The sequence below is a fragment of the Streptomyces sp. NPDC058534 genome (genome assembly GCF_042717365.1).
In the GTDB taxonomy this organism is placed as follows: domain Bacteria; phylum Actinomycetota; class Actinomycetes; order Streptomycetales; family Streptomycetaceae; genus Streptomyces.
Map to the genome: position 1 here is coordinate 52,715 of NZ_JBHXNW010000039.1, position 25,785 is coordinate 78,499.

General features: G+C 71.8%; 27 protein-coding genes, 1 pseudogene and 1 riboswitch. Of the genes and pseudogenes, 1 reads left to right on the top strand and 27 read right to left on the bottom strand.

Translation table 11 applies throughout. The annotated features are described in order from the left end of the window. Positions 1-155: 155 nt before the first annotated feature. From ACFWR9_RS23630 to rpsB, 11 genes are all read right to left on the bottom strand, one after another. Positions 156-1,175: an ABC transporter ATP-binding protein gene (locus tag ACFWR9_RS23630; protein ID WP_383845402.1), complete on the bottom strand. Its 1,020-nt coding sequence runs from the start codon at positions 1,173-1,175 to the stop codon at positions 156-158. Positions 1,176-1,206: 31 nt separating this feature from the next. Further along, the gene (locus ACFWR9_RS23635; RefSeq protein ID WP_383845445.1) at positions 1,207-2,808 is read right to left on the bottom strand and encodes an ABC transporter permease; all 1,602 of its coding nucleotides are present in this window, start codon (positions 2,806-2,808) and stop codon (positions 1,207-1,209) included. A 56-nt stretch (positions 2,809-2,864) separates the two neighbouring features. After that, on the bottom strand, positions 2,865-3,953 hold the full coding sequence (locus ACFWR9_RS23640) for a thiamine ABC transporter substrate binding subunit (RefSeq protein WP_383845404.1): 1,089 nt from the start codon (positions 3,951-3,953) through the stop codon (positions 2,865-2,867). 76 nt (positions 3,954-4,029) lie between these two features. After that, positions 4,030-4,135, bottom strand: a riboswitch (TPP riboswitch). Between the two features lie 40 nt (positions 4,136-4,175). Next, complete coding sequence (gene rlmN, locus ACFWR9_RS23645) at positions 4,176-5,282, bottom strand: 23S rRNA (adenine(2503)-C(2))-methyltransferase RlmN (RefSeq protein WP_383845406.1); 1,107 nt, start codon at positions 5,280-5,282, stop codon at positions 4,176-4,178. Positions 5,283-5,325: 43 nt separating this feature from the next. Continuing rightward, a complete protein-coding gene (locus ACFWR9_RS23650) occupies positions 5,326-5,502 on the bottom strand; it encodes a hypothetical protein (RefSeq protein ID WP_383845408.1) in 177 nt (58 codons plus the stop codon). A gap of 17 nt (positions 5,503-5,519) precedes the next feature. After that, positions 5,520-6,965: an MFS transporter gene (locus ACFWR9_RS23655; RefSeq protein WP_383845410.1), complete on the bottom strand. Its 1,446-nt coding sequence runs from the start codon at positions 6,963-6,965 to the stop codon at positions 5,520-5,522. Between the two features lie 106 nt (positions 6,966-7,071). Then, positions 7,072-8,196: a phosphatidate cytidylyltransferase gene (locus ACFWR9_RS23660; RefSeq protein ID WP_383845412.1), complete on the bottom strand. Its 1,125-nt coding sequence runs from the start codon at positions 8,194-8,196 to the stop codon at positions 7,072-7,074. Continuing rightward, on the bottom strand, positions 8,196-8,753 hold the full coding sequence (gene frr, locus ACFWR9_RS23665; protein ID WP_161326008.1) for a ribosome recycling factor: 558 nt from the start codon (positions 8,751-8,753) through the stop codon (positions 8,196-8,198). The genes ACFWR9_RS23660 and frr overlap by 1 nt, the downstream gene beginning before the upstream one ends. 179 nt (positions 8,754-8,932) lie before the next feature. Then, complete coding sequence (gene pyrH / locus ACFWR9_RS23670) at positions 8,933-9,691, bottom strand: UMP kinase (RefSeq protein ID WP_383845447.1); 759 nt, start codon at positions 9,689-9,691, stop codon at positions 8,933-8,935. Positions 9,692-9,897: 206 nt separating this feature from the next. Beyond that, positions 9,898-10,734: a translation elongation factor Ts gene (tsf, locus tag ACFWR9_RS23675; protein WP_383845414.1), complete on the bottom strand. Its 837-nt coding sequence runs from the start codon at positions 10,732-10,734 to the stop codon at positions 9,898-9,900. Between the two features lie 99 nt (positions 10,735-10,833). Next, positions 10,834-11,826: a 30S ribosomal protein S2 gene (rpsB, locus tag ACFWR9_RS23680; protein WP_383845416.1), complete on the bottom strand. Its 993-nt coding sequence runs from the start codon at positions 11,824-11,826 to the stop codon at positions 10,834-10,836. Between the two features lie 288 nt (positions 11,827-12,114). Here rpsB and ACFWR9_RS23685 point away from each other — a divergent pair, with 288 nt between their 5' ends. Next, complete coding sequence (locus ACFWR9_RS23685) at positions 12,115-12,768, top strand: murein hydrolase activator EnvC family protein (protein WP_383845418.1); 654 nt, start codon at positions 12,115-12,117, stop codon at positions 12,766-12,768. 34 nt (positions 12,769-12,802) lie between these two features. Here the strand turns inward: ACFWR9_RS23685 and ACFWR9_RS23690 are convergent, their stop codons facing one another. The 16 genes and pseudogenes from ACFWR9_RS23690 to rpsP all read right to left on the bottom strand — a co-directional run bounded on the left by ACFWR9_RS23690 (position 12,803) and on the right by rpsP (position 25,533). Continuing rightward, positions 12,803-13,360 carry a TetR/AcrR family transcriptional regulator gene (locus ACFWR9_RS23690; RefSeq protein ID WP_383845448.1) on the bottom strand — a complete coding sequence of 186 codons (558 nt, stop codon included), beginning with the start codon at positions 13,358-13,360 and terminating at the stop codon, positions 12,803-12,805. Between the two features lie 128 nt (positions 13,361-13,488). Further along, the gene (gene whiG / locus ACFWR9_RS23695) at positions 13,489-14,331 is read right to left on the bottom strand and encodes an RNA polymerase sigma factor WhiG (RefSeq protein ID WP_122615159.1); all 843 of its coding nucleotides are present in this window, start codon (positions 14,329-14,331) and stop codon (positions 13,489-13,491) included. Positions 14,332-14,610: 279 nt separating this feature from the next. Further along, on the bottom strand, positions 14,611-15,753 hold the full coding sequence (gene dprA / locus ACFWR9_RS23700) for a DNA-processing protein DprA (RefSeq protein WP_383845420.1): 1,143 nt from the start codon (positions 15,751-15,753) through the stop codon (positions 14,611-14,613). 506 nt (positions 15,754-16,259) lie between these two features. Then, positions 16,260-17,885 (bottom strand): YifB family Mg chelatase-like AAA ATPase, encoded by a 1,626-nt coding sequence (locus tag ACFWR9_RS23705; RefSeq protein WP_383845422.1) that lies wholly within the window; start codon positions 17,883-17,885, stop codon positions 16,260-16,262. After that, positions 17,885-18,247, bottom strand: coding sequence for a YraN family protein (locus ACFWR9_RS23710; RefSeq protein ID WP_383845424.1), 363 nt, complete (start codon positions 18,245-18,247; stop codon positions 17,885-17,887). Before ACFWR9_RS23710 ends, ACFWR9_RS23705 begins: the two co-directional genes overlap by 1 nt. A gap of 88 nt (positions 18,248-18,335) precedes the next feature. Further along, positions 18,336-18,644: a DUF2469 domain-containing protein gene (locus ACFWR9_RS23715; protein ID WP_003993268.1), complete on the bottom strand. Its 309-nt coding sequence runs from the start codon at positions 18,642-18,644 to the stop codon at positions 18,336-18,338. Positions 18,645-18,701: 57 nt separating this feature from the next. Then, positions 18,702-19,229 carry an NUDIX hydrolase gene (locus ACFWR9_RS23720; RefSeq protein WP_383845426.1) on the bottom strand — a complete coding sequence of 176 codons (528 nt, stop codon included), beginning with the start codon at positions 19,227-19,229 and terminating at the stop codon, positions 18,702-18,704. Then, complete coding sequence (lepB, locus tag ACFWR9_RS23725) at positions 19,219-19,992, bottom strand: signal peptidase I (protein WP_383845428.1); 774 nt, start codon at positions 19,990-19,992, stop codon at positions 19,219-19,221. Before lepB (ACFWR9_RS23725) ends, ACFWR9_RS23720 begins: the two co-directional genes overlap by 11 nt. 98 nt (positions 19,993-20,090) lie before the next feature. Continuing rightward, positions 20,091-21,083: a signal peptidase I gene (lepB, locus tag ACFWR9_RS23730; protein WP_383845430.1), complete on the bottom strand. Its 993-nt coding sequence runs from the start codon at positions 21,081-21,083 to the stop codon at positions 20,091-20,093. Further along, positions 20,974-22,056, bottom strand: a pseudogene (gene lepB, locus ACFWR9_RS23735) (signal peptidase I); the annotation flags it as partial. The pseudogene lepB (ACFWR9_RS23735) and the gene lepB (ACFWR9_RS23730), both read right to left, overlap by 110 nt. Beyond that, positions 22,049-22,801, bottom strand: coding sequence for a signal peptidase I (lepB, locus tag ACFWR9_RS23740; RefSeq protein ID WP_383845433.1), 753 nt, complete (start codon positions 22,799-22,801; stop codon positions 22,049-22,051). The gene lepB (ACFWR9_RS23740) and the pseudogene lepB (ACFWR9_RS23735), both read right to left, overlap by 8 nt. Before the next feature lie 44 nt (positions 22,802-22,845). Further along, complete coding sequence (gene rplS / locus ACFWR9_RS23745) at positions 22,846-23,196, bottom strand: 50S ribosomal protein L19 (protein WP_383845435.1); 351 nt, start codon at positions 23,194-23,196, stop codon at positions 22,846-22,848. A 136-nt stretch (positions 23,197-23,332) separates the two neighbouring features. Next, positions 23,333-24,166, bottom strand: coding sequence for a tRNA (guanosine(37)-N1)-methyltransferase TrmD (trmD, locus tag ACFWR9_RS23750; RefSeq protein ID WP_383845437.1), 834 nt, complete (start codon positions 24,164-24,166; stop codon positions 23,333-23,335). Beyond that, positions 24,166-24,732, bottom strand: coding sequence for a ribosome maturation factor RimM (gene rimM / locus ACFWR9_RS23755; RefSeq protein ID WP_383845439.1), 567 nt, complete (start codon positions 24,730-24,732; stop codon positions 24,166-24,168). Before rimM ends, trmD begins: the two co-directional genes overlap by 1 nt. 130 nt (positions 24,733-24,862) lie before the next feature. Beyond that, the gene (locus ACFWR9_RS23760; RefSeq protein ID WP_055606155.1) at positions 24,863-25,102 is read right to left on the bottom strand and encodes an RNA-binding protein; all 240 of its coding nucleotides are present in this window, start codon (positions 25,100-25,102) and stop codon (positions 24,863-24,865) included. Between the two features lie 2 nt (positions 25,103-25,104). Next, positions 25,105-25,533, bottom strand: a complete 429-nt coding sequence (gene rpsP / locus ACFWR9_RS23765; RefSeq protein WP_383845441.1) for a 30S ribosomal protein S16 — start codon at positions 25,531-25,533, stop codon at positions 25,105-25,107. Positions 25,534-25,785 lie beyond the last annotated feature (252 nt).

Sequence of the window (25,785 nt, forward strand, 5' to 3'; positions counted from 1 at the left end):
GGGGGGGGGGCGCTCGTTCTCCCCGGCGCGCGCCCGCGCCGCCCGACCCCCCGCCGCGGCCCCCCCCCCCACCCGGGCCCGGGGCGGGGGCCCGCGCCGGGCGGGGGGGCGGGCCACCGTCATGTCCGACCGACGCCGACCGCCATGGTCGGCGCTCAGCCGAGCACGACGACCTCCGCCGCGTCGAACTCCACCCCGACCGCGTCCCCCACCTCCGGCGCCGCCCGCAGCGCACACGCCGCCTCCAGGCGCGGCCCGTCCTCCGGCTGGAGGCGCACGGCGACATGGGTGCCCCGGAAGGTGCGGGCAGCGACCGTGCAGCGCAGGCCCGCCTCGGCGGCGACGATCCGGACCCCGGCCGGCCGCACGAGCACCGTCCGCGTCCCCTGGAGGGCGTCCTCGGGGACCGGGACCTTGCCCCACGGGGTGTCCGCGACCTGCCCGGCGACGGTCACCCCGACCACGTTGTCGAAGCCGAGGAAGCGCGCCACGAAGGCGTCGGCCGGCCGCTGCCACACCTCAAGTGGCGTCCCCGACTGGGCGATCCGCCCGTCCCGCATCACCACGACCCGGTCGGCCAGCGCGAACGCCTCGCCCTGGTCGTGGGTCACGGCGAGCACCGTGGTGCCCAACCGGCCGAACAGCTCCCGCAGTTCGACCACGAGGCGCTCCCGCAGCGAGCGGTCGAGCTGACCGAGCGGCTCGTCCAGCATCAGCAGCCGGGGCCGGGGCGCGAGCGCCCGGGCGAGGGCCACCCGCTGCTGCTCGCCGCCGGAGAGCGCGGCGACGGACCGGCGTCCCGCGCCCGGCAGCCCGACCAGCTCCAGCAACTCCCCCACCCGGTCCCGCTGTTCGGTACGGGACGCACCGCGCATCCGGGGCCCGAAGGCGATGTTTCCGGCCACGTCCCGCTGCGGGAACAGCTGGTGGTCCTGGAACATCAGCCCCACCTCACGCCGGTGCGCGGGCACCCCGGACTGGTCCCGCCCGTCGAGCGTCACCCGCCCGGCGTCCAGCGGCTGGAGCCCGGCCACCGTCCGCAGCAACGTCGACTTGCCGCTGCCGCTGGGCCCGAGCACGCACACCACCTCGTGCTCGGCGACCTCCAGATCGACGGCGTCCAGCACGGCCCGCCCACCGAAGCGGACGGTCGCGCCCTCAAGGCTCAGCAGCATCCCTGGATCACCCGCAAAACCAGTCGCATCTCTAGAACTCCCCGCTCCGGTCGGTGCGCAGCCGCTCCAGCACCACCAGCGCCACCGCGCACACCAGCATCAGAATCGTCGAAAGGGCCATGGCCTGGCCGTAGTTCATGTCCCCGGGCCTGCCCAGCAGCCGCGCCACGGCGACCGGCAGCGTCGGGTTGTCGGGCCGCGCGATGAACACGGTCGCGCCGAACTCCCCGAGGGACACCGCGAAGGCGAACCCGGCCGCGACCAGCAGCGCCCGCCGCACCATCGGCAGGTCCACCTCCCGCCACACCCGCCACGGCGACGCCCCGAGCACCGCCGCTGCCTCCCGCAGCCGTGCGTCCACCGCCCGCAGCACGGGCAGCATGGTCCGTACGACGAAGGGGACGCCGACCAGCGCCTGGGCGAGCGGCACCAGGATCCAGGAGGAGCGCAGGTCCAGCGGCGGTTCGTCCAGCGCGATCAGGAACCCGAAACCGACCGTCACGGCGGACACCCCGAGCGGCAGCATCAGCAGCGCGTCGAAGCCCCGCACGAAGCGGCCCGCGTCGCGTCGGGTGAGCGCGGCGGCCGCGAGCCCGCCGATCACCACGGCGATGGCGGTGGCGGCGACGGCGTACTGCAGGGAGTTGCCGATCGCCTCGATCGGCGGGACCAGGAAGGTGCCGCCGTCCGCGTCGGTCAGCGCCCGGTAGTAGCCGAAGCCGGGTGCGCCGAGCGACCGCTGGACCAGCACGGCGAGCGGCAGCACCAGCAGCAGGGCGACGGTGCCCAGGACGCCCGCCAGCAGCGCCCACTGGCCCGTGCCCCGGGGCCGGCGCGCGGTCGTGGCCGCGTCCACCAGCCGCAGGGCGCTCTCGCGCCGCCGTACCGTCCAGGCGTGCACGGCGAGGACCGCGGCGACCGCCACGAACTGGATGAGGGTCAGCACGGCGGCCGTGGACAGGTCGAAGACCTGCGAGGTCTGCCGGTAGATCTCCACCTCCAGGGTGGAGAAGGCGGGCCCGCCGAGGATCTGCACGACGCCGAAGGAGGTGAAGGTGAACAGGAACACCATCAGCGCGGCTGCCGCCACCGCGGGTGCGAGGGCGGGCAGCGTCACCTGCCGCCAGGCGGTGAGACGCGAGGCGCCGAGCATCCGCGCGGCCTCCTCCTGCCGCGGGTCGAGCTGCGACCACAAGCCGCCCACGGTGCGTACGACGACGGCGTAGTTGAAGAAGACGTGCGCGAGCAGGATCGCCCACACGGTGGTGTCCAGCCGTACGCCCCACAGCTCGTCGAGCAGCCCGCCGCGCCCCACCAGGGCCAGGAACGCCGTCCCCACGACGACCGTCGGCAGCACGAACGGCACGGTCACCACCGCCCGCAGCACCTGCTTGCCGGGGAACTCGAAGCGGGCGAAGACGTACGCGCCGGGCAGTGCGATCAGCAGGGTGAGCGCGGTGGACGCCAGCGCCTGCCAGGTCGTGAACCACAGCACGTGCCGCACGTCGGACTGGGCAAGCACGTCCCCGACCCGGCCGAACTGCCAGGCCCCGTCGACCTCCAGGCCGCGCGCGACGATCGCGGCGACGGGGTAGGCGAAGAACACCGCGAAGAACGCGACGGGCACGGCCATCAGGGCGAGCCGCGCCGCGCTCCCGCGCAGGGTCCGGGTCCTGCCCACTCCCTTGCCTACTTCAGTACGAGCGAGGTCCACGACTTGACCCACTGGTCGCGATTGTCGGCGATCTCCGCCGGGTCCATGGTCTGCGGGTCCTTGGCCTGCGGCCCGTACTTCGCGAACGCCTCGGGGATCTGCGCGCCCTCCCGCACCGGATAGACGAACATGTTCAGCGGCAGGTCCTCCTGGAACTGCTTGCCGATCAGGAAGTCGAGGAGTGCCTTGCCGCCCTCGGTGTTCTTGGCGTTGCTCAGCAGCCCGGCGTACTCGACCTGGCGGAAGCAGGTGCCGTCGGCGACGCCCGTCGGCGCGGTGGCCGGCTGCGGGTCGGCGTAGATCACCTCGGCGGGCGGGGAGGAGGCGTAGGAGACGACGAGCGGACGGTCGCCCTTGGCCTTCTTGCCCCCGGCCGAGCCGGAGAACTCCTCGTTGTAGGCCTGCTCCCAGCTGTCGACGACCTTGACACCGTTCGCCTTGAGCTTCTTCCAGTAGTCCTGCCAGCCGTCGTCCCCGTACTTGGCCGCGGTGCCGAGCAGGAAGCCGAGGCCGGGCGAGGAACTGCCCGCGTTCTCGGTGACGAGCAGGTCCTTGTACTCCGGCTTGACCAGGTCGCCGAAGGAGTCCGGCGGGGTCAGCCCGTGCTTGCTGAAGTACGCCTTGTCGTAGTTGACGCAGATGTCACCGGTGTCGACCGGCGTGACCCGGTGCTTGTCCTGGTCGGCCCGGTACTCGGGCAGGATCAGATCGGAGCCCTTCGCCTCGTACGGCTGGAACAGGCCGTTGTCGAGGGCGCGGGAGAGCAGGGTGTTGTCGACGCCGAAGAAGACGTCGCCCTGCGGGTTGTCCTTGGTGAGGATGGCCTTGTTGACGGCCTGACCGGCGTCGCCGTCCTCCAGCACCCTGACCTTGTAGCCGGACTTCTCCTCGAAGGCGGCGATGACGTCCTTGGACGCCGCCCACGAGTCGTGGCTGACCAGGGTCACGGTCTTGGAGTCGCCGGAGCCGCCTCCGGTGTCGTCGGACGACGATCCGCAGGCGGCCAGGCCGCCGACCATGCCGAGGCCGACGGCCAGGACGGTGGCCTTCTTGGTGATGCTCACTGATTCCTCCTGGGTGACCAGGAGAAGACGCGGCCCCGCCCGCGGCCCCTGAAGGGTCCCGGGCAGGGCGCAACAGCTCGAGTGATGACCGATCTCCCTACCCAGAATGACCTGGGCCAGGTTCGGAGGGTCTGCGGCCGGTGCCGCACTCTCAGCGCTGTGGCGCTCCCCTGTCGGAATATGAAGATGTGATGCTATGACGATGTACTGACGTCGGTCAGGTTACCGCTCGCTCGCGGCGAGCTGACCACACGCCCCGTCGATCTCCTGGCCACGGGTGTCCCGGATCGTCACCGGCACACCGTGTGCCCCGATCGCCTCCACGAACGCCTTCTCGTCCTCGGGCCGCGACGCGGTCCACTTCGAGCCGGGCGTGGGGTTGAGCGGGATGAGGTTGACGTGTACCGGCCTGCCCTTGAGCATCCGCCCGAGGCGGTCACCTCGCCAGGCCTGGTCGTTGATGTCCCGGATCAGCGCGTACTCGATGGACAGCCGGCGCCCGGACCGCTCCGCGTACTCGAACCCGGCGTCCAGCACCTCCCGGACCTGCCACCGGGTGTTGACGGGCACGAGGGTGTCGCGCAGCTCGTCGTCCGGCGCGTGCAGCGAGATGGCGAGGCGGCACTTGAAGCCCTCGTCGGCGAAACGGTTGATCGCGGGGACGAGACCGACCGTGGAGACGGTGATGCCGCGCTGGGAGAGGCCCAGCCCGTCCGGCTCCGGGTCGGTGAGCCGGCGGATGGAGCCGACGACCCGGTTGTAGTTGGCAAGGGGCTCGCCCATGCCCATGAACACGATGTTGCTGAGCCGGGCCGGACCTCCCGGGACCTCGCCGTCCCTGAGCGCCCGCATCCCGTCCACGATCTGGTGCACGATCTCGGCCGTCGACAGGTTCCGGTCCAGGCCGGCCTGCCCCGTGGCGCAGAACGGGCAGTTCATGCCGCAGCCGGCCTGGGAGCTGATGCACATGGTCACCCGGTCCGGGTAACGCATGAGCACCGACTCGACGAGCGTCCCGTCGAACAGCTTCCAGAGCGTCTTGCGGGTGGTGCCCTGGTCGGTCGACAGATGCCGGACGACCGTCATCAGCTCGGGCAGCAGCGCCTCCCGAAGCCCCTCCCGCGAACCGGCGGGGATGTCGGTCCACTGCTCGGGGTCGTGGGCGTACCGCGCGAAGTAGTGCTGCGAGAGCTGCTTCGCACGAAAGGGCTTCTCGCCGGCGGCGACGACGGCCTCTTTACGCTCGGCGGGCGTGAGATCGGCAAGGTGCCGCGGCGGCTTCTTGGCTCCGCGGGGGGCGACGAATGTGAGTTCTCCGGGCTTAGGCATGGCCGTACCAGTGTCGCAGATCGTCGCGGGTGCCCAGGGCGGCTCAGAACAGGCCTGCGACCAGGACGATGACAGCGGTTGTGTACTTCTTCGTGCGGTGCCACGGGCCGCAGTAGCGTCGGGGCCTGCGCCGGCCCTTCTGGTCGAGGAGCGCCTTGCACCACGCGCAGGGCAGATCGCCGTGATACCTGCCGTCGTCGCCCCGCCTCGCCTGCGCCATGGCGGCACCTTAATGGATCACCGGCACCCCGCACAGGCGTTCGGCTGCGCGCGTCGGTTCCGCCGGGGCGGCGGTACCAGGCCCCGCGCGACGAGGCGGCGGCTGATCACCGTCGCCAGGGCGGAGGCGCCGAGGATGATGCCGCCGCCGGTGCGCAGGATGGTGTCGTAGGCCTGTTCGGGTCCGGTCTCGGGGGTGAGTGCCGTGATCGCGGACGCCACGGCGGCGAGCGCGATGGCGCCGAGGACGACCAGTGCGGTGAGGACGACCCCGGAGGCCTCGCCGGCCCGGGCGGGCGGGATGACCTGCTGGGTGGCGACGCTGGCGAAGGTCCAGCCGAGTCCCAGGCCCAGGGCACACCAGGTGAAGACGGGGATGTAGAGCCACCAGGCCCAGACCAGGCTGAGCCCGATCATGCCGGAGCCGGCCACGGCCCCCGCGAGCGCCATCACGCTGGTGGGCCGGATCCGCGTCGAGAGCCAGGCGCCGAGCGGCCCGGTACAGGCAACCATGAGGGCGGGCGCGAGGAAGACGGTCCCGGCGAGCAGGGCGGACAGGCCGCGCACCTGCTGGAGCTGCAGGGTGGCGAGGAAGACCGTGACGGCGTAGCCCATGTTGCTGACCGCCCCCATGACCGTGACCAGGTCGAAGGGGACGTTGCGGAAGAGCCCGAAGTCGACGAGCGGGTGCCGGCAGGTGCGCTCGCGCCGCACGAAGAGGGCACCGCAGACGACGGCGACCGCGAACAGCGTGAGCGTGCGCGCGTGGTCCCAGCCCCAGGCGCTGCCGCGCTCGACGGCGAGCGTCAGGGCGGCCAGACCGGCGACGACGGCCAGACAGCCGGGCAGGTCGATCTGCCGGGGAGCGGCTTCGTCCCGGGAGTCGGGGACGTACCGCAGGCCCAGCAGCAGGGCGAAGGCGCTCAGGGGAGCCAGCAGCCAGAAGATCCACCGCCAGCCGGGACCGTCGGTGAAGCCGCCGCCGGCGAACGGCCCGACGGCGGTCCCCACGTTGGCGATGGCGAACACCGCACCGAGCGCGCGGGCCCGGGTGGCGTCGGGAAAGGCGTTGGTGATCACGGACACCGAGACCGGGAAGACGAGCGCCGCCCCGACACCCTGGACGACCCGTGCGGCGACGAGGATCCCCAGGGAGGGGCTGAGGGCGCAGCCCACGGACGCGGCCGCGAACAGGGCCACACCGGCGAGCAGGACCGGGCGACGGCCCAGGAGGTCGCCCAGCCGGCCTCCGACGATGAACAGGCAGCCGATGGCGAGCATGTACGCGGACAGTGTCCACTGGGCCGCGGAGACGGTGACGTCGAAGTCGGCCGCGATGCCGGGGATGGCGAGGTTCAGCGCGAAGAAGTCGAGCTGGATGCAGAAGAGTGCGATCGATACGGCGACGAAGACACCGGCGTGCCGCACGCTCCCCCGCCCCGGCTCGGCGGTCGTCGATCCCATCCTCCCAGCAGACCTCCGGGCGGGCCGGGCCGCCATCGGAGGGCGTGCCGAGGGAGCGCGGGGACGACCCTCCATGGTTCCTGGGCCGGCCCCACACCCGCCGCGGTCAGCCGGAGCCGACGAAGATCACCAACAGGAGCCACACCACCGGTGCCGTCGGCAGGAGGGAGTCCAGGCGGTCCATGATGCCGCCGTGGCCCGGCAGGAGGGTGCCCATGTCCTTGATGCCGAGGTCCCGCTTGATCATGGACTCGCCCAGGTCGCCCAGCGTGGCGCTGACGGCGACCGCGAGGCCGAGCAGCAGGCCCTGCCACCAGGCGCCGTCTTCGATCATGAACTGCATGCACAGCGCGCCCGCCGCCATCGCGAAGGCCACCGCTCCCAGCAGCCCCTCGCGGGTCTTGCCGGGGCTGATGCGCGGGGCGAGCTTGGTCCTGCCGAAGCGCCAGCCGACGGCATAGGCACCGGTGTCGCTGACGACCGTGAGCACCAGGAAGATCAGCACGCGCTGGGCGCCGTCGTCCGCCATCAGCATCATCGTGACGAACGTGGCCAGGAAGGGCACGTAGAACGCCACGAACAGGCCTGCCGTGACGTCCCTGAGGTAGCCCTCCGGCGGCTCGGTCATCCGCCACACGAGCACCGCCAGCGCCGTGAGCGCCATGGCGACCCACGCGCCCTCGGCACCCCGCGCGTACCCGGCGACCACCATCGCCGCGCCGCCGATCGCCAGCGGCACGAGCGGCGCCTTGACCGCCTTGCGCTCCTCCAGCCGCTTGGTCAGCTCCCACAGACCCACGACGACCGCGACAGCGACCACGCCGACGAAGACGGCCTTGACGACGAACAGCGACGCGACGATGACCGCGCCGAGCCCGACGCCGACCCCTATCGCCGCACCCAGGTCGCGCCCCGCCGTCTTCTTCGGCGGCGGCTGGGACTGCGCCGGCTGCGGGGCGTCGGGCATGGGCTCCGGATTCTGCGGCACCGCCGCATACGGCTGCGCCGGCGGGTTCTGGAACAGGGGACCGCTCACCCGAGCGGCCCCCCGGTCGTCGTCCTGGTCACCGCCGTGTTCGGGTACGTCGGGCACTATGGGCATGGGGCGAGTCTGCTGCGCGTACTGCGCATCGTATGCGGGACCCGCCGGGGCAGCGCCCTGGACAGGTCCCCCGTCGGACGGCCCCCAGTACCCGGCTTGTGGCGGCGCTCCCCAGGAAGAGTCGTTCATCAGACCTCGAGCAGCTCCGCTTCCTTGTGCTTCAGGAGCTCGTCCACCTGGGCGACGTACTTCGAGGTGGTCTGCTCGAGCTCGCTCTCCGCACGACGGCCCTCGTCCTCGCCGACCTCGCCGTCCTTGATCAGCTTGTCGATGGCGTCCTTGGCCTTGCGCCGCACAGAACGGATGGACACCTTGGCGTCCTCGCCCTTGGCCTTGGCGACCTTGATGTAGTCGCGGCGGCGCTCCTCGGTCAGCTCGGGGAACACCACTCGGATGATGTTGCCGTCGTTGCTCGGGTTGACGCCCAGGTCGGAGTCGCGGATCGCCTGTTCGATGTTGCGCAGGGCGCTCTTGTCGAAGGGCGTCACCACGGCCATGCGCGGCTCGGGCACGGAGAACGAGGCCAGCTGGTTGATCGGCGTCAGCGCGCCGTAGTAGTCGGCCACGATCTTGTTGAACATCGCCGGGTGCGCACGGCCGGTGCGAATCGCGGCGAAGTCCTCCTTGGCGACCACGACGGCCTTCTCCATCTTCTCCTCGGCCTCGAGGAGGGTCTCTTCGATCACCACTTGCTCCTGCGTGTCTTGAGTAGGCCCGGCTGCGGTCCCCTGTCGGGGCGGCGGCCGGCTGCGTCGCGTTCTTCCTGCACGGTTCCCGACCGGCGGGACATTGTCCATCCCCCGGCCCGGCCCCGTCCCGTCCGTCCCCCGGACAGGTGGCGTCCGCGGACAGGGGTGTTCTCCGGTCAGTCCCGGGTGCCTGGGTCACCCACGAGCGTGCCGATCTTCTCACCCTTGACGGCACGGGCGATATTGCCCTCCTTCAGAAGCTCGAAGACCACGATCGGGAGGCTGTTGTCGCGGCAGAGCGTGACGGCCGTGGCGTCGGCGACCTTCAGGTCGCGGGTGATGACCTCGCCGTAGCCGAGCGCGTCGAACTTCACGGCGTCCGGGTTGGTCTTCGGGTCGGAGTCGTAGACCCCGTCCACGCCGTTCTTGCCCATGAGCAGCGCCTCGGCGTCGATCTCCAGGGCACGCTGGGCGGCGGTGGTGTCGGTGGAGAAGTAGGGCATGCCCATTCCGGCGCCGAAGATGACCACGCGGCCCTTCTCCAGGTGGCGCACGGCGCGCAGCGGGATGTACGGCTCGGCGACCTGGCCCATGGTGATGGCGGTCTGCACGCGGCAGTCGACGCCCTCCTTCTCCAGGAAGTCCTGGAGGGCCAGGCAGTTCATCACGGTGCCGAGCATGCCCATGTAGTCGGAGCGGGCGCGGTCCATGCCGCGCACCTGGAGTTCGGCGCCGCGGAAGAAGTTGCCGCCGCCGATGACGATGGCGATCTCGGCGCCGTCGCGTACGACGGCCGCGATCTCGCGGGCGATGGCGTGCACCACGTCGGGGTCGACGCCCAGGCCGCCACCGCCGGAGAAGGCCTCTCCGGACAGCTTCAGCATGAAGCGGCCGCGTACTTTGCCGTCGTCGCTCTTCTCGGCCTTGGTGGTCATGGACATCTCGCCTCTTTTACGTGGGTCACACACACGAAGAAGGCCACTGCCGGTGGGGGCGTGTTTCGCATCCCATACGCGGCAATGGCCTCCTCGTCAGATCTGCTGTCGTCCGCCGCCACGCGCGCGTGCGCCACGGCCTGCGCGAACGACGCCGACGACTGCTGTTGACCCTACCGGGGTCGAGCGTCCGTCGCGGTACGGACTCAGATGCCGACCTTGATGCGCGAGAAGCGCTTCAGGGTGACACCGGCCTCGTCCAGCACCTTCTGGACGGACTTCTTGTTGTCCAGGGCGTAGGGCTGGCCCAGCAGGGTCGCGTCCTTGAAGAAGCCGTTGAGGCGACCCTCGACGATCTTCGGCAGGGCGGCCTCCGGCTTGCCCTCGGCGCGGGTGGTCTCCTCCGCGACGCGGCGCTCGGACTCGACGACCTCGGCCGGGACGTCCTCCTTGGAGAGGTACTTCGGCGCGAAGGCGGCGATGTGCTGGGCGATGCCCTTGGCGACATCGGCATTCGGCTTGTCCAGCTCGACCAGGACACCGATCTGCGGGGGCAGGTCGGGCATCGTACGGTGCATGTACGCGGTCACGAAGCCGCCGGAGAACTGCGCGAAGCGGTCCAGGACGATCTTCTCGCCGAGGTTGGCGTTGGCCTCGTCCACGAACGCCTGGACGGTCTTGCCGGCCTCGATCTCGGAGGCGAGCAGGGCCTCCAGGTCCGCGGGGGCGGCCTTGGCGACGTGCTCGGCGATGGTCTTGGCGGCGGCCTGGAACTTGTCACCCTTGGCGACGAAGTCCGTCTCGCACTTCAGCTCGACCAGGACACCGGAGGTGTTGTCGTCGGCGATGATCGAGACGACGGCACCGTTCTCGGCGGAGCGGCCCTCGCGCTTGGCGACGCCCTTCTGGCCCTTGATACGGAGCGCCTCGACGGCCTTCTCGACGTTGCCCTCGGCCTCGTCCAGCGCCTTCTTGCAGTCCATCATGCCGGCGCCGGTGAGCTCACGAAGCTTCTTGACGTCGGCGGCGGTGTAGTTCGCCATGATTCTGGAATCTCTCTCGAAGTCTGAAGATCTACGGGCCGGACGGCGGGGGCTTCGTGGGCCCCCGCCGTCCAGAACCCACCCGAAGGTGGTGAGGGGTCAGGCCTGCTCGGCGTCCGCGGCAGGGGCCTCGGCGGCGGGGGCCTCGGCCTCAGCGGCGGGGGCCTCGGCCGGCTTCTCGGCGTCGGCGGCGGGAGCCTCGGCCTCGGTGGCGGGGGCCTCGGCCGGCTTCTCGGCGTCGGCGGCGGGCGCCTCGGCCTCGGTGGCGGGCGCCTCGGCCGGCTTCTCGGCGTCGGCGGCCGGAGCCTCGTCGGCCTTCTTCTCGCCCTCGAGCAGGTCGCGCTCCCACTCGGCGAGCGGCTCGCCGGCGGCCTTCTCACCCTTGGCACCGGCGTTGACGCCGGAACGGGCGATGAGGCCCTCGGCGACGGCGTCGGCGATCACGCGGGTGAGCAGGGTGACGGAGCGGATCGCGTCGTCGTTGCCCGGGATCTTGTAGTCGACCTCGTCGGGGTCGCAGTTGGTGTCGAGGATGGCGACGACCGGGATGTTGAGCTTCCGGGCCTCGCCGACCGCGATGTGCTCCTTCTTGGTGTCCACGATCCAGACGGCGCTGGGCACCTTGGACATCTCGCGGATACCGCCGAGGGTCTTCTCCAGCTTGGCCTTCTCGCGGGAGAGGACCAGCAGCTCCTTCTTGGTGAGGCCGGAGGCGGCCACGTCCTCGAAGTCGATCTGCTCGAGCTCCTTCAGGCGCTGCAGGCGCTTGTAGACGGTCGAGAAGTTGGTGAGCATGCCGCCCAGCCAGCGCTGGTTGACGTAGGGCATGCCGACGCGGGTGGCCTGCTCGGCGATGGCCTCCTGCGCCTGCTTCTTCGTGCCGACGAACATGACCGTGCCGCCGTGGGCGACGGTCTCCTTGACGAACTCGTAGGCGCGGTCGATGTACGACAGCGACTGGAGCAGGTCGATGATGTAGATGCCGTTGCGCTCGGTGAAGATGAAGCGCTTCATCTTCGGGTTCCAGCGACGGGTCTGGTGACCGAAGTGGACGCCGCTTTCCAGCAGCTCCCGCATCGTGACGACGGCCATGGCCGTTCTCCTTGGTTTTCTCGGTTGTGCCGCGCAAGCCGGACGGCTTCCGCGCCTGACGCCCGCTGTGCGCCGTGCCGCAAGGGACCGAGGGGCGCTGACACGCGCCTTGGAAGGCCTCGTGTCGGGGCGTGCGAAGTCGACCCGGTGACCCGGATCGCCACCAGAAGTGTACGGGACCCGAGGGGTACCGGGTGACGCGGCTGTCCACAACCGGGCAGCGGTCCACAGGGCCGCACGGAGGCCGGCTCCGTGCGGGACGGTTCTCGCATGCGAGCGAGGCGATGCGTGAGTGCGTGTAGGTGGATGGTGCTGCTGCCGGCCGTCCTGGCCCCGGCGCCGTCCGGCCCCGCGTGGGCGGTGTCGGCGGTATCGGCGGTGCCTGCCGCGTGGGCGGCCGGGGCGGCTCGGGCGGTGCCGTCGGGGGCCGTCGGGCGGGGTCCGGATCCGGCGGTGCCGGCCGTGGCCCGCTGGTGGCCGGTGGGCACCCGGCCCGCGGTCCTGCGGGGGTGGGAGCCCCCGGCCAGTGCCTACGGTCCTGGTCACCGAGGCGTGGACCTCGCCGCGGCGGGCGGGGCACCGGTGCGCGCGGTGGCGGCGGGACGGGTGTCCTTCGCGGGGCGGGTGGCGGGGAGAGGCGTCGTCTCACTCGAACTGACGGGGACGGGCGACCCGCCCCTGCGCACCACGTACGAGCCGGTCGCGGCCTCGGTACGCGAGGGCGACGACGTGGCGGCGGGCGAGGTGCTCGGCAGGGTCGAGCCGACGGGCTCGCACTGCACGGCCTGTCTGCACTGGGGCCTGCTGCGCGGGGACCTCTACCTCGACCCGCTGTCCCTGCTCCCGCCGTGGTTGCTGGACTCGGGGCCGTCGAGACTGCTGCCGGTCCTGGGGGTGCCGCTGCCCGAGGAACAGTCCGAAGATCAGCCCGAAGACCGGTAACAGTCCGAAGACCGGTCCGGAGAGCAGCCGGCCATCAGCCGCGCACGCCCCGCAGCGCCATGGAGACCGCCGCCCGGGTGATCGCCCCGGGCTCCTCGGCCGCGCCCAGCTCGATCCGCCGCACGGCCGCGTCCACGACGCCCTGCAGCAGCATCGCCGCGAGCCTCGGCTCTTGGTGCCCCATCTCCCCCAGCGCCTCGACGATCATGGCGATCAGCCCGCCGTGCGCCGCCCGGATCTTCTCCCGCGCACCGGCGTCCAGCTCACTGGCTGAGATGGCCACGACCGCCCGGTGCCGCCGGTCCCCGACCAGGTCGAGCTGCTTGCGCACATACACCTCGACCTTGGCCTCGGGGGTCGTCTCGCGCTCCATCGCCGCCTCGACCTCGGCCGCCCAGACCGGGAAGTCGACGGCGCACAGCTCCTCGACGACGGCCGCCCGCGACCGGAAGTACTCGTAGACCGACGACCGGGCGAGGCCCGTCCGTTCGGCGAGGGCGGGGAAGGTCAGCGCCTCCGTTCCGCCGTCGGACAGCAGGGAGCGTGCCGCGTCCAGCAGGGCGGCACGCTGCATCGACCGGTGCTCGGCCACGGAGGCCGCTCGAATCCTTGGCACGCCACCACTTTACGGACGCGTCACCCCGTGCGGGAGACGGTCACCCGGCCGCACGGCCGCCGAGCGGGTCGCCACCGGGGGCGACGGCATGCCATAAGGCCAGTTCAGCGGCCGAACCCCGCCAGCTTGGCGCGCAGCTGCAACACCGATTTGGTGTGGATCTGGCTGACCCGGCTCTCGGTCACACCCAGCACGTTGCCGATCTCGGCGAGTGTCAGGCCCTCGTAGTAGTACAGGGTGACGACGGTCTTCTCCCGCTCCGGCAGCGTGTTGATCGCCCGCGCCAGGAGCCGGCGCAGCTCCCGGTCCTCGGCGACCTCCACGGGATTGTCGGCGGCGGTGTCCTCCAGGGTGTCCATGAGGCTCAGCCGGTCGCCGCCCTCGCTCCCCGCGTGCAGCAACTCCTCCAGGGCCACCACGTTGGCCAGCGACAACTGGCTGAAGACCGCGTGGAGGTCCTCGACCGCGATCCCCATCTCCACGGCCACCTCGCTCTCCGAGGGGGTGCGACGCAGCCGTGCCTCCAGCGTGGCGTACGCGCGCTCCACGTTGCGCGCCTTCTGCCGCACCGAGCGGGGAATCCAGTCCAGCGCCCGCAGTTCGTCGATCATCGCGCCGCGGATCCGGGTGATCGCGTACGTCTCGAACTTGATCTCGCGGTCGACGTCGAACTTCTCGATCGCGTCGATCAGCCCGAACACACCGGAGGAGACGAAGTCGGCCTGTTCGACGTTGGGCGGCAGTCCCACGCTGACCCGGCCCGCCACGTACTTCACCAGGGGCGAGTAGTGCAGGATCAGCTGTTCCCGCAGCCGCTCGTCCCCCGTCGCCTTGTACGACCGCCACAGCTCGTCGAGCGTCGAGGGGGCGGACGGTCGCACGCTGCCGCCGTCGCGGGCGGCTGGGGGGACCGCCGCCCGGTCGGACCCGGAGGTGTGCTGGGGCATTCGTCGCCTTGTGCCGTTCTGCCGTGATGTGGTGCGCCTGAGGCCGCCGGTCTGCTGTCTGGTCGTCGCCTGTTGTCGGCCGTCTTCATGGGCCCTCGTGAGCGTAGCGTGACTGGACCGTCGCGTTGTGCGAAGGAGTGGGTGGGGACCGTGCGCAGATACGTTCCGCTGAACGCTCTACAGGGGGGACGGTGATCGCTCTGCGTGATCACTCGAATATCTCAACTGCCGGATTTCCCACGGGCGTCGGGGTTCCCCCGGACGGCCGAACACGGTGCGTCAGCAGGGACTCCGGCCACCGCGGACCGAGACCATCGCCTGGCGTGTCAACTTCCAGCCGTCGCCGTGTCGTTCGACGTAACCAAGTGCTCGAAGCTCGTACAGTCTCGCGATCGCGTCGTCCTGCGTGGTCTGCGCGCGGCGTGCCGCCTCGGCCGCCGTCGCCGTGCCGCGCGCGGGCAGTCCGGCCAGCACGTGACGGGTCCGGGGTTCCAGGAGGTCGGTGGGCAGGACCGGCCCGCGCCGCTCCGGGGACAGCTCGCCCATGTCCCCGACCAGTTCGACGACCTCGGCGGCGTCGCTGACGAGCACGGCGTCGCCGCGCAGCAGTTCGTGCACGCCTGCGGACAGCGCGCTGGTGGCCGGCCCGGGCACCCCCATCGTGTGCCGGCCCAGGCGTTGGGCGGCCCGGGCCGTGACCAGGGAACCGCTGCGGTAGGCGGCCTCGACGACGACGGTGCCCCGGGTGAGGGCGGCGATCACGCGGTTGCGCAGGATGAATCTGCTCGGCGTCGGATGATCGCCGGGTGGCAGCTCTCCGACGACCAGCCCCTGCTCGGCGATCCTGGTGATCAGCCCGGTGTGCCCCGGCGGGTAGGGCCGGTCGACACCGCAGGCCAGCACGGCGGCGGTGGCTCCGCCCGCGCCGAGGGCGCCCCGGTGGGCGGCGCCGTCGACCCCGTAGGCGCCGCCGGACACCACCACCCAGCCCCGTTCGGCGAGGCCGGCGGCGAGGGTGGCCGCCATGTGAGCGCCGTACTCGGTGCAGGCGCGGGCGCCGACCACGGCCACGGAGCGCAGCGCCCACATGCGCAGGCTGGGTCCGCCGCGCACCCAGAGCCCGAGCGGCCTGGCGTCCCCGAGGTCGTCGAGCTGCCCCGGCCACTCGGCGGTGCCGGGTGCCACGAACCGCACGCCGGCGGCACGCGCGACGGCCAGGTCCCGGCGGGGGTCGGCCCGGCCCGCCCGCGCGCACAGCCCGGCCCACCGTTTCGCGCTCACCCCCGGCAGGGCACGCGCGCCCTCACGCAGTCGCCGCACCACCTCGGCGACCCCGCGCTCCCGCACCCACCGCCCGCCGGTCTCGTCACCGGGCTCGATGACCCGGGTGAGGAAGACCCGGCCGAGCAGGTCGGAGTCCACGGGGCCCTCCCGGGCCGGGCTGACGGGGCCGACCCCCGCATCCCGGGCAACGCCGTCCGCGCCGGTCGGGGACGCCCTGTCCGCCGGGTCCCGGGCCACGCCGCCCAAGCCGGTGGGGGCCACGCCATCCCCGGCGCCCCGGACAACCCCGCCCCCATCGACCGGCGACACACCATCCGCCACGCCCCCGGCCACGCCACCCAAGCCTGTCGAGACCACGCCATCCCCGGCGCCCCCGACAACGCCACCCCCATCGACCGGGACGTCACCCGCGGTCGGGGCCCCTTCCCCGGACGTCGCACCCGCGGCCCACCACCCGGCCCTGGCACCGGCCCCGGTCCCGGTCCCGGCGCTCCCGGCGCTCCCGGCGCTCCCGGCGCTCCCGGCGCTCCCGGCGCTCCCGGCGCTCCCGGCCAGGGAATCCGAGGTGTCCGACGCCTCCGCACCGGATGACGCGTCCTCGACAGGCCGGCTCCCGCACCCGTCCGTCGAGGCGTCGTGCCCGGTCACGTCAGCGCTCCCAGAGCCATCGGCACGCCTCGTGGTACCCCGGTGCGCAGTTGCAGGGCCAGGGCGACGTCCCTCGCGTCGGGGCGGTCGTGGCCGACGAGGTCCGCGACGGTCCAGGCGACGCGGAGGACGCGGTCGAGGCCGCGGGCGGTGAGTGCCCCGCGTTCCAGGCTGCGCTCCGCCTCCTCCAGCGCGCCGGGCGCGGCGTGCCAGCGGCTGCGCAGCTCACGGCCCGGTACCTCGCTGTTGGACCGCCACGGGGTGCCCGTGAGGCGCGCGGACGCCCGCGCCCGGGCCGCCGCCACCCGGTCGGCGACGGTCGCGGTGGCATCCCCGCGGGTTCCGCTCCCGGCCAGCTGGCTGCGGGTGACCCGGTCCACCTCGACGCGGAGGTCGACCCGGTCGAGCAGCGGACCGGACAGCCTGGCCTGGTACCGGCGGATCGCCGAGGGCGGGCACTCGCAGAGGTCCTCCCGCTGCGAGAACCGGCCGCACGGGCACGGATTGGCCGCCAGCACCATCAGGAACCGGGCCGGGAAGCGCACCACGCCCGCACTGCGCGCGATGACGACGTGCCCGGCCTCCAACGGCTGCCGCAGGGCGTCCAGCACATGGCTGCCGAACTCGGGGGTCTCGTCCAGGAACAGGACGCCCCGGTGTGCCAGCGAGACCGCGCCGGGCCGTGCGATGCCGGGTCCGCCGCCGACAAGGGCCTGCAGCGTGGCGGAATGGTGCGGTGCGCAGTAGGGAGCGATGTCGATCAGGGGCTTGCCGGGCGGCAGGAGTCCTGCCACCGAGTGCACGGCTGTGACCTCCAAGGACTCCGGCCGGGTGAGCCGGGGCAGGATGGCGGGCAGCCGCTCGGCGAGCATGGTCTTCCCGGCGCCGGGCGGTCCCTCCAGGAACAGGTGGTGGCCCCCGGCCGCGGCGACCTCCACCGCCGTACGGGCCGACTCCTGGCCCACCACGTCGGCGAGGTCGTGCCCCTGGTCGTACTGGGCGGCGCCCATGCCGTGCATGCCGGTGGCGGCGCCCGTGCCGGGCATGCGCAGGCCGGCGAGGAGTGGATCGGGGCGGCCCGGCTGGTCCTGTTCCTCCTCCGGCACCGGCTCGTCGGCGAGGACGGCGATCAGCTGGCGCAGGCTGCGTACGCCGAGCACCGACACCCCCGGCACCAGGGACGCCTCGGCGGCGGCGCATTCGGGCACGACCACCTGCTCGTAGCCCGCCTCCGCCGCGGCCAGCACCGCCGGCAGGATGCCGCGCACCGGCCGCACCCGGCCGTCCAGGCCCAGCTCCCCGATCATGACGATGTCCGCGAGCACCCGCGGGTCGATCCGCTCGGCGGCACCCAGGACGGCGACGGCGACGGCCAGGTCGAAGCCACTGCCGCTCTTCGGCACCGACGCCGGGCTGAGTCCCACCGTCAGCTTCTTCTGCGGCCACTCGGCGCCCGAGTTCACCACCGCGGCCCGCACCCGGTCCCGGCTCTCGGTGAGGCTCTTGTCGGGCAGTCCCACCAGCGTGAACGCCGCCACGCCCGGTTCGAGGTCGGCCTGGACCTCGACCACCACGCCCTCGACGCCGACGAGCGCCACGGAGCACGTACGCGCGAACCCCATCACGCCACCCCCCGGGCGTGCTCGACCACGGGGGCGCCGCGCTGCGGCAGGAGAACGCCGACCAGGTCGATGCGCACACCGCCGGGTGGAGCTCCGCCGTGGGTCTGGATCCAGCGCTCGGCGAGCCGCCGCAGCCGCTCCGCCTTCCCGGGAGTCACCGCGGCCATGGGGTGTTCGAAGGAGCCGCCCCTGCGCGTCTTGACCTCGCAGACGACCAGGACGTCCCCGTCCCGGGCCACGATGTCGATCTCGCCGGTCCTGCCGCAGCGCCAGTTGCGCTCCAGGACCGTCATGCCGGCTCCGGTCAGCCGGCGGGCGGCGAGTGTCTCGCCGTACGTGCCCATCGCACCTCGTGCGTTCATGTCGGCACCACCTCCGGCGCCAACGATCACGCAGACGGGCCGATCCCGTCACTCACGGTGAACTACTCACCGGTTGTGGAAAACTCCGTCACCCACTCGGAAGCTCCAGGTCACTCTTGTTCAGCTCCTCAATGTTCACGTCCTTGAACGTCAACACCCGCACCTGCTTCACGAACCGAGCCGGCCGGTACATGTCCCACACCCAGGCGTCAGCCATGGAGACCTCGAAGAACACCTCACCCTGGACCGAGTGCACCTGCATCTCGTAGTCGTTGGTGAGGTAGAAACGCCGCTCGGTCTCGATCACGTATTTGAACAGACCGACGACATCGCGGTACTCCCGGTAGAGCTTGAGCTCCATCTCGGTCTCGTACTTTTCGAGGTCCTCGGCGCTCATGGCATGTTCCCCTTCAGCCGTGCGGGTCCCCCCATTGTGCGCCAGTCACGTGTACCCCTAGACGATTTCCGTGTCCAGGGTCACCGGCCCGGCCGGGGGACCCTCGTCGAGCAGCGTGCGCAGCAGCCCGGCGAGTCTGGTCGGATACACCGTCTCACGTGCCCCGGTCAGTTCCTGACACGTCCACCAGCGTGCTCCGGCGACGCTGCGCCGCTCCAGCTCGGTGAGACCGGCGCCGACGGCCACGGTCGCGGTCTGCCGGGTGCGGGCCAGGTAGTACCACTCGTCCTGGTCCCAGCGGCGGCCCGCGAAGGGGAACGAGCACCTGCGCCGCCACAGCACCGGGCCGAGTTCGACATCGGTGATGCCGGTCTCCTCCAGCAGCTCCCGGCGGGCGGCCTCCTCGCGGGTCTCGTCGCCCTCCACACCGCCGCCGGGCGTGAACCACCAGTCGTCGGCCGGGTCGTCCGGTTCGTGGCCGTGCAGCAGCAGGATGCGGTCGTCGGGGTCGAGCAGCACGACCCGCGCGACCCTGCGCAGCCCGCCCTGGTAGGTGTCCCCCGCCGGAGTCGCCTCAGCGCCCATCGGCGGGCTCCGCGGCACGTGCGGCACGCGAGGCCCCGGCCCGCTTGGCGACGGGACCGTACGCCCCGCCGCCCAGGATCAGCACGGCCCCGGCGATCACCAGGGCGATCACCGGCGCGAGCGGCCCCGGCGAGGAGAGGCCGCCCAGCGTCTCGAAGCCGGTCGGCCGCTCCAGCATGCCGTTCATGGGCCAGACCACGGCGTCGACGCGGGCGTCCACGGCACCGCTGGAGACGGTGCCGCGGGCCGCGTCGGTGAGGTGCGCGGTGGAGTCCACGGAGTTGTCGCGCTCGTCGCCGAGCAGGAACAGGCGGCCCTCCGGGACGCTCACGGTCTGGAAGTCCATGATCTCGGCCGGTGTGCCGGCGGGCAGGTACGGCTCGTCGATCACCTTGCCGTTGACCTTCAGCTTGCCCTCCTGGCAGCAGGAGACGGTGTCCCCGCCGACGGCGACGACGCGCTTGACCATCGGCGCGTTGGCCCAGGCCGTGTCCTTGAAGACGACGACGTCGCCGCGCCGTACGTCGGTCCCGTCGATGCGCTGGGCGAGCACCCGGTCACCGACACCGATGGTCGGCGCCATCGAGCTGGTCGGCACGGTGTAGGGGCGGTAGACCACGGCTCCCCAGGCGAACCCGCCGAGGAACAGCACCAGGCCCAGCGCCACGGCGAGGCCGGACAGCCGCTGCCCGGTCCGGCTGCCCACCGGACCCTTGTTCGCTCCCCCGCGCGGGGCCGTACGTGTCGTGCTCTCGCCACCCATGGAGCCGCACCTTACCCGGCGGTACCCCAACGGGGCAGCCCCCCTCCCGAGGCCGGGAAGGGGGCTGTCACGTCGAGGGACGTACGGACCGGGGCGCCTCAGCGGGTCCCGGCAGCGGCGGCGCGCCGACGGCGGCGCCACCAGACGACCGGGAGGACGCCGGCGACGGCGAGCCCCTGGGGCGCGACCGACAGCGCGGCGGCGGCCGGCGACCCGGCCTGCAGACCGTCCTGGTCGAAGGTCTCGGGGACCGGCAGGTTGTTCCAGCGGTTCATCGGCCAGGCGACCACGATCGCGCGGCCGACGACCTCCTTGACCGGGACCATGCCGCCGTGGGCGTCCGACTGGTTGTAGCGGGAGTCGCGGGAGTTCTGCCGGTGGTCGCCCATGACCCAGATGTAGCCCTCGGGCACCTTGACCTTGAACCGGCCGCCTTGGTCGTCGTCGGTGCACGGCGTGTTGCCGGGGTAGACGTACGGCTCGTTGAGGGCCTTGCCGTTGACCGTGAGCGGGCCGGTCTTGTTGCACTCGACGGTGTCGCCACCGACGCCGATGACGCGCTTGATCAGGTCCTTCTCCTCGGCGGACGGCATCAGGCCGATCCAGCTGAGCACCGTCTGCAGCGCGTTCGGGTCGGGGGTGGGCTCGCCCGCCAGCCAGTCGTCCGGGTCGTGGAAGACGACGACCTCGCCGCGCTCGGGCTCCGAGCCGAACCAGGGGGTGAGCTTGTCCACCAGGACACGGTCATTGATCTTGAGCGTGTTCTCCATCGAGGAGGACGGGATCGAGAAGGCCTGCACCAGGAACGTCTTGATGAGCAGCGCGAGCACCAGCGCGATGCCGATCAGGATCGGCAGTTCCTTCCAGAAGGAACGCGGCTTCTTGGTCTCGCGGTGTGCCGTGGGGGGTGTCCCGCCCACGCCCTCGTCCTGCGTCCCGTTGTGTTCGTTCGTCACCCTGTCGTCCTCGGTTCCGGAGCCGTGACCGGAGTCCTGGGCGCTGTCCGCGGCCGGGCCGGCCGTCTCCTCGGGGCGTCCGCGGTTCTCCTCGCCGTCGTGTCCGGACCGTGCGCCAACCGCCACATCCCCCACGCCAACTCCTTACTCTCTGCCGCCGCCCGCCCCGTATACGGCGCAGGCCCACCACTCCCATAACGAGCGGGAGTTCCGCAGGGGTCGGGAGTTGAATCATCGTGTTCGGATCGTCGGGGGCAACCCTATGCGACAGCCGGGGAGCGGCGGTCGCACCGGACCCCGAGTCGGTGACGGATGCATACGTTTTCGGCTCGTCCAGGGTGGTCCAGTGACCGAACGGCCAGGCGATCACCATGGCGCGTCCCACCACCTCCTCCTCGGAGACCGTGCCGAAGTCGGTGTCCTGGTGAGCGCGGGAGTCGGCGGAGTTGGACCGGTGGTCGCCCATCACCCACAGCCGCCCCTCGGGGACGGTGACGTCGAACGGCGTCCGCGACGGGGTGTCACCCGGATACAGGTAGTCCTCGTTCAGGGGGACGCCGTTGACGGTGACGCGGCCTTGGGTGTCGCAGCACTTGACCTTGTCCCCGCCCACGCCGACGACCCGTTTGATGAGGTCCTTCTCGTCGTCGGACGGCAGCAGGCCGATGAAGGCGAGGCCCTCCTTGACCTGCTTGATGACGACGGGATCGTCCTTCTTGGTGGTCTGCTCGCCCTGGAGCCAGCCGCCGGGGTCCCGGAAGACCACGACGTCCCCGCGCTGCGGCTCGGAGCCGAACCAGGGGGTGAGCTTGTCCACCAGGACCCGGTCGCCGATCCGGATGGTCTGCTCCATGGAGCCGGACGGGATCACGAAGGCCTGGACGAGGAAGGTCTTCAGCACCAGCGCTATGAGCACGGCGACGCCGATGAGGAGCGGTATCTCCTTGACGGCGCCGCGCCTTCGGCGCCGCTTCACCTTGCGCTGGAGCTTGCGCCGCTCGGCGCGGGAACGGCCACCGGAGGGTGCGGCGGTGCGCCGGGAGCCGGTGGGCAGCAGGTTCTCCGCGGGGCTGCTGGGTGCTCCGCGCGGTTTGCCGCGGCTACCCATCGGCGCCCGTGGGCCGGCGCGCGTCGCCGGCCCCTCCGTCCGCGTCGGCGTCCGGTACGCGCGCGTAGACGTCGGGGCGGTCGAGGTGGGTGGCGTGGGCGAAGGGCCAGACGATCCAGTCGGCGCGGCCGATCACCTCGTCCACCGGGACCATGCCGCCGCCCGGCGAGCCCAGGTGGTCGCGGGAGTCGCTGGAGCCGGACCGGTGGTCGCCGAGGAGGAAGAGGGTGCCGTCGGGGACGGCGACGTCGAAGCGCACCGTCGACGGGCGGTCACCGGGGTACAGGAAATCCGACTCGTCGACGGACTGGCCGTTCACCTGTACTCTCCCCTCCCTGTCGCAGCACACCACATGGTCCCCGCCCACACCGACCACGCGTTTGATGTAGTCGCCGGGCCCGAAGAGCCCCGTGCCGTCGAACACCACGACGTCGCCCCGCTGCGGCCGCCCACCAAAACGGTACGCCAACTTATTTACGAGAACCCGGTCGCCGATCCTCAATCCGCGCTCCATGGATCCGCTGGGGATCTGGAACGGCCGCAGTACGAAGGTGCTGAGCAGCAGCAGGAAGAGCAGCAGCGTCAGCAGGGTGACGGTGATCCGGCCGCCTGGCACCCAGTCCGTGATCCGCCCCGCGAACGCGGAACGCGACCGTTCCTCCGGGCCCTCCGGATCCGAGGACTGCTCGGAGTCGGAAGGGCGGGAGGAGCGGTCGCGCTCCGTGGGCTGTGCTTCGGTGTCCATCGGGGCCAGATGCTATCCGGCCCCGGCGCGGACCTCGGAGGCGCTCAGCTCTCGCGCTTCTCCTTGATCTTCGCGGCCTTGCCGCGCAGCTCGCGCAGGTAGTACAGCTTGGCGCGGCGGACGTCACCACGGGTGACCAGCTCGATCTTCTCCACGATCGGGGTGTGCACCGGGAAGGTGCGCTCGACGCCGACGGAGAAGGAGACCTTGCGGACCGTGAAGGTCTCGCGGACGCCGGCACCCTGGCGGCGGATCACAACGCCCTTGAACTGCTGCACACGGGAGCGGTTGCCCTCGATGACGCGGACGTGGACGTTGACGGTGTCGCCGGGGCGGAAGGCGGGGATGTCGGTGCGCAGAGACGCGGCGTCGACGGAGTCGAGCAGGTGAGACATTTCGTCTGCTTTCCTCGCTGATGCCACAGGTCATCAACGGAAACTAGGTGTTTCGGATTCAGAGTCGTGCGGGTCGGGACGGGCGTCGTGTCCCCCTGTGGCAGGGGCGCGCTCCGGACGGACGCACAACAGCGGCCTATTCTTCCATGCCCGGAGTCCTGCGCCAAAATCGGCCGTACGGCTCCCCGTCCGGGTCGGGCGCCCAGCCCATGATGGAAAGCATCTCGCGGTCCTTCTTGTCGAAGACCTTGGGGTCGCACCGCTCGATCAGGTCGGGCCGGTTGGCCGACGTGCGCCGCAGGGCCTCGTCCCGGCGCCAGCGGGCGATCTTCCCGTGGTGGCCGCTGAGCAGCACGTCCGGGATGCCGCGCCCGCGCCACTGCGGCGGCTTGGTGTGGACGGGGCCCTCCAGGAGGTTCGCCATGGCGCCGGGCGCGAAGGAGTCGTCCCGGTGGGACTCGGCGTTGCCGAGGACGCCGGGCAGCAGCCGGGCCACGGCCTCGGTGACGACCAGTACGGCCGCCTCGCCGCCGGCGAGGACGTAGTCGCCGATGGAGACCTCGTACACGGGCATCCTGGTCGCGTACTCGTCGACAACGCGGCGGTCGATGCCCTCGTAACGGGCGGGCGTGAAGATCAGCCAGGGCCGCTCGGAGAGGTGGACGGCGAGTTCCTGGGTGAAGGGCCGGCCGCTGGGCGTGGGCACGATCAGGGCGGGCTCGCCGGAGCCGGCCTCGTAGCCGTCGGCCAGGACGGAGTCCAGCGCGTCGCCCCACGGCTCGGTCTTCATGACCATGCCGGGGCCGCCGCCGTAGGGGGTGTCGTCGACCGTGTTGTGCCGGTCGTAGGTCCACTCGCGCAGGTCGTGCACGTGGACGCCGAGCTGTCCACGCGCGCGTGCCTTGCCGACGAGGGAGACGTTCAGGGGTTCCAGGTACTCCGGGAAGATCGTGACGACGTCGAGCCGCATTACGCGCCTTCCTCCGGGGACTCCTCGGCGGCGTCCCGCGCGGAGGCGACCTCGGCGCGGTCGTCGATCAGGCCCGGGGGCGGGTCGATGACGGCGCGCTGCTCCTCCAGGTCGATCTCGGTGACGATCTCCGACACGAACGGCACGTAGACCTCGCTGCCGTCGGGGCGCTCCACCACGAACAGGTCCTGGGTGGGCAGGTGGGAGATCTCGGTGATCCGGCCGACCTCGGTGCCGTCGGCGGTCACCACGTCGAGGTCGATGAGCTGGTGGTCGTAGTACTCGTCGTCGTCCTCGGGCCGCTCGTCGGGGTCGACGTCGGCGATCAGCAGGGTGTTGCGCAGGGCCTCGGCGCCGGTGCGGTCGTGGACGCCCGCGAAGCGCAGCAGGAGGCGGCCGCTGTGCACCCGGCCGGTCTCGATGGTCAGCGGTCCGGCGGTGGCGGGGTCGGTGGCCAGGACGGCGCCGGGGCCGAGCCGCAGCTCCGGCTCGTCGGTGCGGACCTCGACGGTGACCTCGCCCTTGATGCCGTGGGCGCGGCCGATGCGAGCGACTACCAGCTGCACTGTGCTTGATCTCCTGTCGGAACTGCGACGAGCCCGTGCGGGACTCACGACCCCGTGCGGGGCTCATACGACTGCGGGCCGGGGACGGCCCGTGGCCCTCCCCGGCCCGAGCCGGTGCTGCGTTCTGGCGTCAGCGGACGTGGTCCACGTCGACGAGGTCGACGCGGACACCGCGGCCGCCGATGGCGCCCACGACGGTGCGCAGAGCGCGTGCGGTGCGGCCGTTGCGGCCGATCACCTTGCCGAGGTCGTCGGGGTGCACCCGGACCTCGAGTACACGCCCGCGACGCAGGTTGCGCGAGGCGACCTGCACATCGTCAGGGTGGTCGACGATGCCCTTCACGAGGTGCTCGAGAGCCTCCTCGAGCATGCTCAGGCCTCGGTCGACTCGGACGAGGAGGACTCGGCGGCGGCCTCGTCCTTCTTGTCGGCCTTCTTCTTCTGGGTGATCGCCTCACCCTTGCCCTCGTTCTCGCCACCGATCGCCTCGAAGGACGGACGGGCCGCCTTCTCGGACGGCTGGAGCAGCGGCGCCGGGGCGGGCTCGCCCTTGAACTTCTGCCAGTCGCCGGTCTTCTTCAGGATGGCGAGCACGGGCTCGGTCGGCTGGGCGCCGACACGGAGCCAGTAGGCGACACGCTCGGCGTCGACCTCCATCACCGACGGGTTGTACGTCGGGTGGTACTTGCCGATCTCCTCGATGGCCCGGCCGTCACGGCGGGTACGGGAGTCGGCGACGACGATGCGGTAGTGGGGCGAACGGATCTTGCCCAGACGCTTCAGCTTGATCTTGACTGCCACGGGAGTGGATTCTCCTGGTTTTGACGTGATTGGGCACGGCGAGAGAGCCGCGTGGGGTTGCGGTACCCGAGTGCCCGATGGACGCGTCAGCCGGAGGAGAGAGGGGTCCTGTGCGACTGTCGAGTACAGCTTGCCATTGTGCCACACGCGGGCAGAGCCGTGGGGGGGGGGGGCGGCGGGGGCCGGCGGCCCCCCCCGCGGGCGGGCGGGGGCGGGCCGGCACGCCACCCGAGTGCGCCGCCCGCCGGGCCC

Excerpts from the sequence above, each read along its gene's own strand:
- ACFWR9_RS23630 (WP_383845402.1), bottom strand. The coding sequence starts at position 1,175 with ATGCTGCTGAGCCTTGAGGGCGCGACCGTCCGCTTCGGTGGGCGGGCC.
- ACFWR9_RS23635 (WP_383845445.1), bottom strand. The coding sequence starts at position 2,808 with ATGGCCGTGCCCGTCGCGTTCTTCGCGGTGTTCTTCGCCTACCCCGTC.
- rlmN (WP_383845406.1), bottom strand. The coding sequence starts at position 5,282 with ATGCCTAAGCCCGGAGAACTCACATTCGTCGCCCCCCGCGGAGCCAAG.
- ACFWR9_RS23650 (WP_383845408.1), bottom strand. The coding sequence starts at position 5,502 with ATGGCGCAGGCGAGGCGGGGCGACGACGGCAGGTATCACGGCGATCTG.
- ACFWR9_RS23655 (WP_383845410.1), bottom strand. The coding sequence starts at position 6,965 with ATGGGATCGACGACCGCCGAGCCGGGGCGGGGGAGCGTGCGGCACGCC.
- ACFWR9_RS23660 (WP_383845412.1), bottom strand. The coding sequence starts at position 8,196 with ATGAACGACTCTTCCTGGGGAGCGCCGCCACAAGCCGGGTACTGGGGG.
- pyrH (WP_383845447.1), bottom strand. The coding sequence starts at position 9,691 with ATGACCACCAAGGCCGAGAAGAGCGACGACGGCAAAGTACGCGGCCGC.
- tsf (WP_383845414.1), bottom strand. The coding sequence starts at position 10,734 with ATGGCGAACTACACCGCCGCCGACGTCAAGAAGCTTCGTGAGCTCACC.
- rpsB (WP_383845416.1), bottom strand. The coding sequence starts at position 11,826 with ATGGCCGTCGTCACGATGCGGGAGCTGCTGGAAAGCGGCGTCCACTTC.
- whiG (WP_122615159.1), bottom strand. The coding sequence starts at position 14,331 with ATGCCCCAGCACACCTCCGGGTCCGACCGGGCGGCGGTCCCCCCAGCC.
- ACFWR9_RS23705 (WP_383845422.1), bottom strand. The coding sequence starts at position 17,885 with ATGGGGTTCGCGCGTACGTGCTCCGTGGCGCTCGTCGGCGTCGAGGGC.
- ACFWR9_RS23710 (WP_383845424.1), bottom strand. The coding sequence starts at position 18,247 with ATGAACGCACGAGGTGCGATGGGCACGTACGGCGAGACACTCGCCGCC.
- ACFWR9_RS23715 (WP_003993268.1), bottom strand. The coding sequence starts at position 18,644 with ATGAGCGCCGAGGACCTCGAAAAGTACGAGACCGAGATGGAGCTCAAG.
- ACFWR9_RS23720 (WP_383845426.1), bottom strand. The coding sequence starts at position 19,229 with ATGGGCGCTGAGGCGACTCCGGCGGGGGACACCTACCAGGGCGGGCTG.
- lepB (WP_383845428.1), bottom strand. The coding sequence starts at position 19,992 with ATGGGTGGCGAGAGCACGACACGTACGGCCCCGCGCGGGGGAGCGAAC.
- lepB (WP_383845433.1), bottom strand. The coding sequence starts at position 22,801 with ATGGACACCGAAGCACAGCCCACGGAGCGCGACCGCTCCTCCCGCCCT.
- rplS (WP_383845435.1), bottom strand. The coding sequence starts at position 23,196 with ATGTCTCACCTGCTCGACTCCGTCGACGCCGCGTCTCTGCGCACCGAC.
- trmD (WP_383845437.1), bottom strand. The coding sequence starts at position 24,166 with ATGCGGCTCGACGTCGTCACGATCTTCCCGGAGTACCTGGAACCCCTG.
- ACFWR9_RS23760 (WP_055606155.1), bottom strand. The coding sequence starts at position 25,102 with ATGCTCGAGGAGGCTCTCGAGCACCTCGTGAAGGGCATCGTCGACCAC.